This window comes from Citrobacter sp. U14242, assembly GCF_046555775.1.
Classification (GTDB): domain Bacteria; phylum Pseudomonadota; class Gammaproteobacteria; order Enterobacterales; family Enterobacteriaceae; genus Citrobacter.
Window position 1 is genome coordinate 1 of sequence record NZ_JBKGLW010000024.1, and the last position, 8608, is coordinate 8608.

6 protein-coding genes and 3 pseudogenes are annotated in these 8608 nt (G+C 45.3%); 3 read left to right on the plus strand and 6 right to left on the minus strand.

The features are described 5' to 3' along the window. Both ACLJXE_RS24110 and ACLJXE_RS24115 read right to left on the minus strand, forming a co-directional pair. Positions 1-1493 (minus strand): annotated as a pseudogene (locus tag ACLJXE_RS24110) (hypothetical protein); the annotation flags it as partial. Continuing rightward, positions 1490-1849 (minus strand): hypothetical protein, encoded by a 360-nt coding sequence (locus tag ACLJXE_RS24115; RefSeq protein ID WP_410752225.1) that lies wholly within the window; start codon positions 1847-1849, stop codon positions 1490-1492. The pseudogene ACLJXE_RS24110 and the gene ACLJXE_RS24115, both read right to left, overlap by 4 nt. A 319-nt stretch (positions 1850-2168) precedes the next feature. Between ACLJXE_RS24115 and ACLJXE_RS24120 the strand changes: the two are divergent. The 3 genes and pseudogenes from ACLJXE_RS24120 to ACLJXE_RS24130 form a co-directional block, all read left to right on the plus strand. Then, positions 2169-2733: pseudogene (locus tag ACLJXE_RS24120) on the plus strand (IS4 family transposase); the annotation flags it as partial. A 1-nt stretch (position 2734) separates the two neighbouring features. Further along, positions 2735-3274, plus strand: a pseudogene (locus tag ACLJXE_RS24125) (MFS transporter); the annotation flags it as partial. 178 nt (positions 3275-3452) lie between these two features. Continuing rightward, positions 3453-4814, plus strand: coding sequence for a pentapeptide repeat-containing protein (locus tag ACLJXE_RS24130; RefSeq protein WP_410752226.1), 1362 nt, complete (start codon positions 3453-3455; stop codon positions 4812-4814). Between the two features lie 183 nt (positions 4815-4997). Here ACLJXE_RS24130 and luxS read toward each other — a convergent pair whose 3' ends face one another. The 4 genes from luxS to yqaB form a co-directional block, all read right to left on the minus strand. Then, positions 4998-5513: an S-ribosylhomocysteine lyase gene (gene luxS, locus ACLJXE_RS24135; RefSeq protein WP_003037312.1), complete on the minus strand. Its 516-nt coding sequence runs from the start codon at positions 5511-5513 to the stop codon at positions 4998-5000. Between the two features lie 149 nt (positions 5514-5662). Then, positions 5663-7222 (minus strand): glutamate--cysteine ligase, encoded by a 1560-nt coding sequence (gene gshA, locus ACLJXE_RS24140; RefSeq protein WP_410752227.1) that lies wholly within the window; start codon positions 7220-7222, stop codon positions 5663-5665. A 77-nt stretch (positions 7223-7299) separates the two neighbouring features. Continuing rightward, positions 7300-7728, minus strand: a complete 429-nt coding sequence (locus tag ACLJXE_RS24145) for a YqaA family protein (protein ID WP_410752228.1) — start codon at positions 7726-7728, stop codon at positions 7300-7302. After that, on the minus strand, positions 7725-8291 hold the full coding sequence (gene yqaB, locus ACLJXE_RS24150) for a fructose-1-phosphate/6-phosphogluconate phosphatase (protein ID WP_286630430.1): 567 nt from the start codon (positions 8289-8291) through the stop codon (positions 7725-7727). The genes ACLJXE_RS24145 and yqaB overlap by 4 nt, the downstream gene beginning before the upstream one ends. Positions 8292-8608: the final 317 nt, after the last annotated feature.

Consider the following 8608-nt stretch of genomic DNA (forward strand, 5'->3'; position numbering starts at 1 on the left):
GACTTATTCAGCTCCGTCATCTGCTTCGTCAGCGCCGCCTTGTCTTTCTCCAGGGCTGCCAGCTGAGCCGTCTGTTTCTCCAGTTTTGCCGTATCAGCGCTGCCGGATTTATTCAGATCTGCTATCTGCTTCGTCAGCGTGGCTTTGTCCTTCTCCAGGGTCGCCAGCTGAGCCGTCTGTTTCTCCAGCGCCGCTTTCTGTTTCGCTGCATCAGCGCTGCCGGATTTATTCAGATCTGCTATCTGCTTCGTCAGCGTGGCTTTGTCCTTCTCCAGTGCTGCCAGCTGAGCCGTCTGTTTCTCCAGTTTCGCCGCGTCAGCGCTGCCGGATTTATTCAGATCTGCTATCTGCTTCGTCAGCGTGGTTTTGTCTTTTTCCAGTGCTGTCAGCTGAGCCGTCTGTTTCTCCAGGTCCGCTTTCTGCTTCGCCGCCTCTGCGCTGCTGGATTTACTCAGGTCTGCAATCTGCTTCGCCAGCGCCGCCTTGTCTTTTTCCAGTGCTGCCAGCTGAGCTGTCTGTTTCTCCAGCGCCGCTTTCTGCTTCGCCGCATCTGCGCTGCTAAGTTTATCCTGTCCGGCCAGAGTCTTAGCCAACGTAACCTGCTGCTTCGCAGTTTCTGCGCTGCTGGACTTATTCAGAGCAGCTATCTGCTTAACCAAATCAGCTTTCTCTTTTTCCAGAGCAGCCATCTGGGTTATCTGTTTCTCCAGCGCTGCTTTCTGCTTCGCCGCATCTGTTTCGCTGGACTGAGTAAGAGCAGCTATCTGCTTAACCAGATCAGCTTTATCTTTCTCTAGTGCAACTTTATCTTTTTCTAGCAATACCAATTGAGCTATTTTTTGCTCTGAACTTACTTTTTGTTTTAAAAGTTTTGCTTTTTCCGTTTCTAAATAGCTAAGCTTTTTGGTCTGCTGTTCCAATAATTTTTTTTGCTTAGGTACCTCTATTGAACTCGCCGCTAATACCGCTAATTGCTTTGATAAATCATACTTTTCTTTTTCTAAAACAGCCAACCTTGTAGTCTGTTGCTCTAGTTTCTCTTTCTGGCTAGTCACATCCGCGAGTTCTTTTTCAAGACCAGCAATCTTTTTATTCAATATTATTGATTGGTTAGTTAACTCACTTTTAACATTAACAGCGATGGATTTATTGGTTGTTTTTTTGTCCTGGGAATTGACACCTTCAGCAAAGGATGCTTCAAGCTTCCGCTTTAACTCCTTATTTTTTTCGAGGGCAATACGATACTGCGCCTCTCGGAGACGATTAGCTCTCTCCAGAGCTGTAATTTTTCCCTGCAGGTCATTCGAGCGTATCTGTGTAGTCGGTTCTGCAATAACTACGTTATTGGGAATACCACTATTACTGATAACCTTATCCTCAGATAACTTCTCTAAAAGCATAGAGTTTTCTTTGGAAAGGAAATCTTCTGAAAAAACAGTATCAGGCAGCAACATAAGTAAACATGAGGCTGCAATCAGCGATATTTTTCTCATAGTTTACCCAATTCACTCGCCTGTTGATTCATCACAGTAAATACGGCATTACGCACTCGAGAACAAACCACCATTAACTTGCTATTAACTTCGAGTTTAATGATTTCCGCAGATTCACTATCCAATTGTGACTTTTGCTTATTGTAAAAAGCATATAAGTCATTGATTTTATCAAATTGTTTTTTATAGATATCGAAAGATTTTTCATCTAACGCTTTCAGTGTCGTTATACTTTGATAACAGCTCACCTGCCCTTGAGGTGGATTTTTTACAACATCAGGAATGTTTTTTTTGGCACAACCTGACATTAGAAAACATGCGCAAATGACAACCCTCAAAATATTCATACGTTCCATATATCAACATCCCTGATCATATTAAACAAAAGTAAAAACAGTCATCTAAAAAGTTCAAGAAAAATATCATTACAAAAAACCAAAAACAAGATCACGCCTAGCAAAAAACACAAATAAAAAACAAGAACAAATAATAAAAGGAAACGTGTTCATTGAATCAATTAATCCATTAAATAACAATAAAAAATATTATAAATATAAACTAAATAAAAATATAATATATAAATAAATAATATTAGTGCAAAAAGTAGGTATCCCCGCCAGACACATGGCGGGATCCCGGCTGTAGATGCTCCTTCTCAGAAAAGGAGCGCAGTGAAAACTGGGTAAAGGAGACCACCTGATGAAGCTGAAAACCAGCCCGCAGACACGAAAAAAGTAGCCGGGTCAGGGAAATAAGATGACAGCACGCCTGCTGACCGCGACGCATCTGCCATCTGCTGACACCGATGACAGACGCCATGCGCTACCCCGGAGGGGAAATGGCGGACCTGTACAGCCATCACAGGGGGATCGAACTGGATTGCAGAGAGATAAAACAGACGATGCAACTGAGTAGGCTGACTCTGAGAAGTAAAAAGCCAGAGCTTTTGGAGCAGGACTGTGGGGGAATGTTACTGACTTATTATCTGGTGAGATATCCGATAATTAAAAAGACGGGGAAGCTGAAAGGATACTGGCCAAACCGGCTGAGCTTTTCAGAATCATGCGGAATGATAATGAGAATACGGGTGACATTGCAGGGCGCTTCGCCGGGGCGTATACCGGAACTGATGCGCGATCCTGAAAGTATGGGACAACTGGTGAAGTTACCAACCAGAAGGGAAAAGGCCTTCCTGAGGGTGATGAAGGAGAGGCCACAGAAATACACCACAGCCCCGAAAACGTTGGCTGGTCACGTTCAGCTTCATCATGTATGCCGTCTGTTTCTACTGGCGTGCGTGGACGTTCGAACCCGGTATGGATTTTGGCGCATCGGCCTGGCCGCAGTTTATTCAGGGGTTCGCGGTAGCTTGCTTCTTTATGCCACTGACCACCATCACGCTGTCGGGTTTACCGCCTGAACGTATGGCGGCGGCATCAAGCCTGTCTAACTTTACGCGAACGCTGGCGGGTTCTATTGGTACATCGATCACCACAACGATGTGGACTAGCCGTGAGTCGCTGCACCACGCGCAACTGACGGAGTCAGTAAACCCTTATAATCCTAATGCACAGGCTATGTATAACCAGCTGCAGGGATTAGGGATGACCAAAGAACAGGCATCCGGCTGGCTGGCGCAGCAAATCACCAACCAGGGGCTGATTATTTCTGCTAACGAAATCTTCTGGATGTCTGCTGGGATCTTCCTCGTACTGCTAGGCCTGGTGTGGTTTGCTAAACCGCCATTCGGTGCAGGCAGTGGCGGCGGCGGTGCGCACTAATAGCGATTTTTCGGTACTGAGAATCAAAACCCAATATAGATATTGAATCTATATTGGGTCCAATTCATTGGCTCATTCAATATAAATTGATGCTAAACAGGAGCAATTTTTGATATTTTTCGTTGTCTCTTAGTAAGAGAATCGCCTTAGTGATAAACCAATCAATAAGGCGATGACAATGGACAACATTAATGCTTTAGCACAAAAACATATGGATATACTGGTAAGCGCTGCAATGAGCCCAGATGATAAAACATTGCACAAAGAAGCAACTAAACTGCATGGCGTAGTCGAGTGTCTGAAGTACATTTTTACTTTTGGAATTAAGGACTCAGGTGAGAGGAGACTTAAGTCTGTCATCAATAGCCTCGCGAGCTCTTTGGCTTCAGAGGGTATGTCCCCGCGAAAAACACTGAACAGTATTATTGATAAACCCGGCATTTCTATTAGATTCACTATTGATAAGTCAGAAAAATCGCTACAAGGTGAATATGAATTATGTATAAGTAAGGACACGGACGGAGCATACTTACTAAATATTAGTGAAGAAAACGTATCTGAACCATTAGAATTACAATTAAGCGAAGCGCAGTTCATATCAGGGGCCAGATATCTTAATACCATATATTTTCTGGATACAAACAACCTATCAGAAGCCCGACAAAAATATATTGATACTGGATGCCTCGATCTATCAGGGGAAGATTTAAGCAAACTTGATATGAGCGATTTGGATTTGAGTAATGCTGACCTTTCCGGGGCAAATCTAAGTAGAACAAGTATAGCAACTGAACAACTACTTGATACTAGTTTAATACGTAACTATTTTAGCGAAGATAATCAGCTTGAAGCAGCAGAAAAGTTGAATGAAATAATGTTGTTGAGAAAAAATATTTTTAGCAATAATAATAATAAATTATTCGAATCCATTAAGAACATGGCTAAACCAGAGTGTCAACAATTGTTTAGTAAAACATTGATTGAAGAAAAAGATTCGAACATGATGGTTTCATATTCAATCGCAGGAAGCATTATTGCTAATGAATCAATAGTACATTATACCATGCAGAAATTTTCAGAAGTAGGAATGGGTAACGTAAAGCAGTCTCTCGACAAATTTTCAAAACTCTTTTTTGAACAACCTGATGTATATGACGATATCATTCCTGTCAAATCAAGCCTTAGAAAAATAACAACTCTAGCTAAATGGAATGAAGCCGTACAATCTGGTAGTTACTTTGATGCAGATAAACTGGCATTCCTTTCGGCAGGACTCCGTAAGACGACAGAATACCAGAATTTCATCAAGGGTCTAAAAAATGATCTGGAATCATTTGGGATCACTGAAAAAGAGAGTTATTTAAAAATACTGGACAAATGCGGGATTATGATGGGCGAATATGACTATGTTACCGATCAAAAAATACCAGAAGAAACTTTAAAAAAAGTAAAATTTTTAGAAGACGAAGAAATCTTAGGGCAATATATCTCTTTTTATAGAGAGTTTGTCAATTCAATTGGTGTTATTTTTGAAAGCTAAAGAAGCTAAAGATAAAATTCAACAGAGCTTACAACAACATTCTGACGATGTCATTTAAAGGTGCGATGGCCACGCGTATTGATAAAAAAAGCCAGTTCATCTGAACTGGCTTTTTTATATCGACTGGAGCCTATTATTTGTAGACCAGATGAGAAGCGTGAGCTTCACCATCCAGCATGACAACTAAATATGCAATTCCTGCAACTTCTCTTTCGGCAGCGCCAACTCTTCATTGCTGTTAACGCGGACATCACGTTCCAGAATATGACGAGCAATATCCTGCGCTTCGCTGAGGGAGTGCATCTGATACGTACCGCACTGGTAGACGTTGAGTTCCGGGATCTGATTCTGATCCTGTACTTTCAACACATCTGCCATTGCCGCTTTCCAGGCATCAGCTACGCGTTGTTCGTCCGGCGTTCCAATCAGGCTCATGTAGAAGCCGGTACGGCAACCCATTGGCGAAATATCAATAATCTCGACACCATTGCCATTCAGGTGGTTACGCATAAAACCAGCAAACAGGTGTTCCAGCGTATGAATACCTTTCTCAGGCATCACTTCTTTGTTCGGAATGCAGAAACGCAGATCAAACACGGTGATTGCATCGCCATGCGGGGTGTTCATCGTTTTTGCAACCCGGACTGCAGGAGCTTCCATCCGGGTGTGATCGACAGTAAAACTATCTAACAACGGCATTTAGCCACCTCCGATAAATTTTTTAAAAATATTCTGAACTCTTTGTTCCGGGGCGAGTCTGAGTATATGAAAGACGCGCATTTGTTATCATCATCCCTGTTTTCAGAGATGAAATTTTGGCCACTCCCGAGTGGCCTTTTTCTTTTGTATCAGGCGTGCTTTTCCAGCCACGCACCAAACGGCTCAGTATCTGCCGCTTCAATTTCCTGCTGACGGCGCTTAGAAGCCGCACTTTCAGCAATAAATTCCTCTTCCTGCAGCAGTTCCAACGGCTCTTCGCGCAGCAGGTTACGGTAGGCCTCACCCAATGCTTTACCCGTGCCGCCAATACCTGTATCAATCATAGACCGCAGGATACGCGCTGAGAATGTCAGCTCAGGATTATCAAAGCAGGCAACCAGTTCGTCACAGACTTTTTGATACTCCTCTCCTCCGTGAATGCTGTCCAGCGTTTGTGCCACCCGTTTCAGGTCACGGAACAGATCTTTACCCACTTTAGGCAGCGGGAACTGAGCCGTTTCACAACCAATACCTAACGTCAGACCTGGCTTGCGCCCTTCCAGAATAACGCGATTCCAGTTAGTACGCGTACACAGCAGCTCGTCGCTACTCATTTCCGGGGCATCTGCCAGAACACACCAAACCATGAACAAATCGAGGAAGCGTACCTGCTGTTCATCTACGCCGATTGGCGAGAATGGGTTGATGTCAAGTGAACGCACTTCGATGTACTCAATGCCGCCGCGTAGAAGTGCATCAGATGGCGTTTCACCGCTGCGAGTCACGCGTTTCGGACGAATTGGCGCATACAGTTCATTTTCGATCTGTAAAACGTTGCTGTTGATTTGCAAGCGCTTACCGTCTTTCTCCAGACCGATCGCCGCGTACTCCTCAGAAGGCGTTTTAATCGCACGCTTCAATCCTGCCACATATTCATGCAGGGAGTTAAACGTAATTCCGAGATTGCTTTGCGACTTATTGGTATAACCCAGGTCACTCAGACGCAGCGACGTGGCATAAGGCAGGTAATACATACCGCAATCGGTTTTTTCAAACGGCAGCGTTGTCGGTTTTCCTTGCAGGAAGGAGGAACAAATTGCTGGCGAAGCACCAAACAGATACGGGATCACCCACCCGAAACGGTAGTAGTTGCGGATCAAACGGAAATACCCAGCAGACACTTTTTCTTTAACGTCTTCATCACTATCTGTTACACCACATTTCGCCTGCCAGAAAGCCATCGGCAGCGAGAAGTTGTAGTGTACGCCGGAGATAGTCTGCATCAACGCACCGTAACGGTTTTTGAGGCCTTCACGGTAAAGGGTTTTCAGACGACCGATATTCGAAGTACCGTACTGCGCCAACTCGATATCCTGACCTTCGGCAATATAGCAAGGCATGCTCAGCGGCCACATACGCTCATCGCCAAGGTTTCTGGCTGTATAGCGGTGCAGATCGCGCATGAACGTGAGCATTTTGTGAATATCGTCACCCGGTGGAGTAATAAACTCCAGCAGCGTTTCGGCAAAGTCAGTGGTTATCCATTTATGCGTTAGCGCTGAGCCTAACACTTCAGGATGACCTGTTGTTGCCAATGAACCATCAGCATTAACACGCAGCGTTTCACGCTCGAGCCCGCGTTGAATCCCCTCTAATGCATGAGGATGTTTTTCCAGCCAGGCCAGCGCCTGTGATACGTTCGGGATCAAATTGACCTCCCGCCTGTCAAAATCGTTTTAATTAGCATAATGGTATTGGTCACCCTGAAGGTTATTCCACAACACAATTAGTGCCACCACATAATGCCTTGCGTCGTAACCGCCGCGACCACAACATAGCGCAGCGCTTTGCCAAGACATAAAAAAAAGATCACCGGACCCCACGAGATGCGCATCCATCCCGCTAACAAGCACAGTAAATCACCCACAACCGGCATCCAGCTTAATAATAGTGTGACAGCGCCATAGCGCTTCAGCCAGCCAGTGGCTTTCTCTTGCCAGCGCGATGTTTTACGCAACGGAAAGAAACGCCCAAGGATAACGTTAGTTAACCCTCCAAGGCTATTACCCATTGTTGCTGTTAAAACTAAGACCCAGGGATGACTCGCTCCAGAAACCAGTAAGGCAACTAAAACAACTTCAGAATTGCCAGGTAATAGCGTGGCGCTGAGAAAGCTGCTGGTAAACAGTGAAAGTAGCGACAGTCCATCACTCACAGTAACCGAACATCCACGGCATCCATTCCTGCCGCACGCGCTGCTTGCAACCCAAAATCGGCATCTTCAAACACAACGCAGCGAGCCGGAACAACGCCCATACGCTCAGCACATAACAAGAAGGTATCAGGAGCCGGTTTATGGCGTTGTACGTGATCGGCCGCGACCACGGCATCAAAATAATGACGCAGCCCAAGGTGAGTGAGCAGAACTTCTGCAATCGCACTTTCGCTCCCTGTGCCAACTGACATAGGACGGCGACCATACCAGGCTTTCACAACATCGACCAACGGTAAAGGCTGGACGCTATCCAGCAGCATGCTTTTAACCTTATCGGTTTTTTCACGCGCCAGCGCATGGGGGTCAAGATCGGCATGGTTCAGTTCAATCACCGATTGGGCAATACGCCACGTTGGGGAACCGTTGAGAGCGACCATAGCCTGCTCATCAAAACGTAGCCCATAGCGTCCTAATACCTCATGCCACGCTTTACGGTGCGTAGGCTCGGTATCCAGGATAGTACCATCCATATCAAAAATTAAACCTGCATAACGTTCGTACATCGTCTTCTCACAAGCCGATTAACCAGACGCTATTTTATCGTAATTGATTGATTTTGTCGCTGACAGCGAATTGAGGATTGTTCAGGGAGCAAAGAGACTATTCAGAAAAGGAGGAGATGGTGCATCCGGGAGGATGACTCCGTTACCCTCGCCCTACGGGTCGTTGCTAAAGCAACGTTATCCTCCCTGGTGCTGGCGATTATCTCGCAGACCATGAAACAACAATTTAGCTGTTATCTCGGAGAAGATGGTGCATCCGGGAGGATTCGAACCTCCGACCGCTCGGTTCGTAGCCGAGTACTCTATCCAGCTGAGCT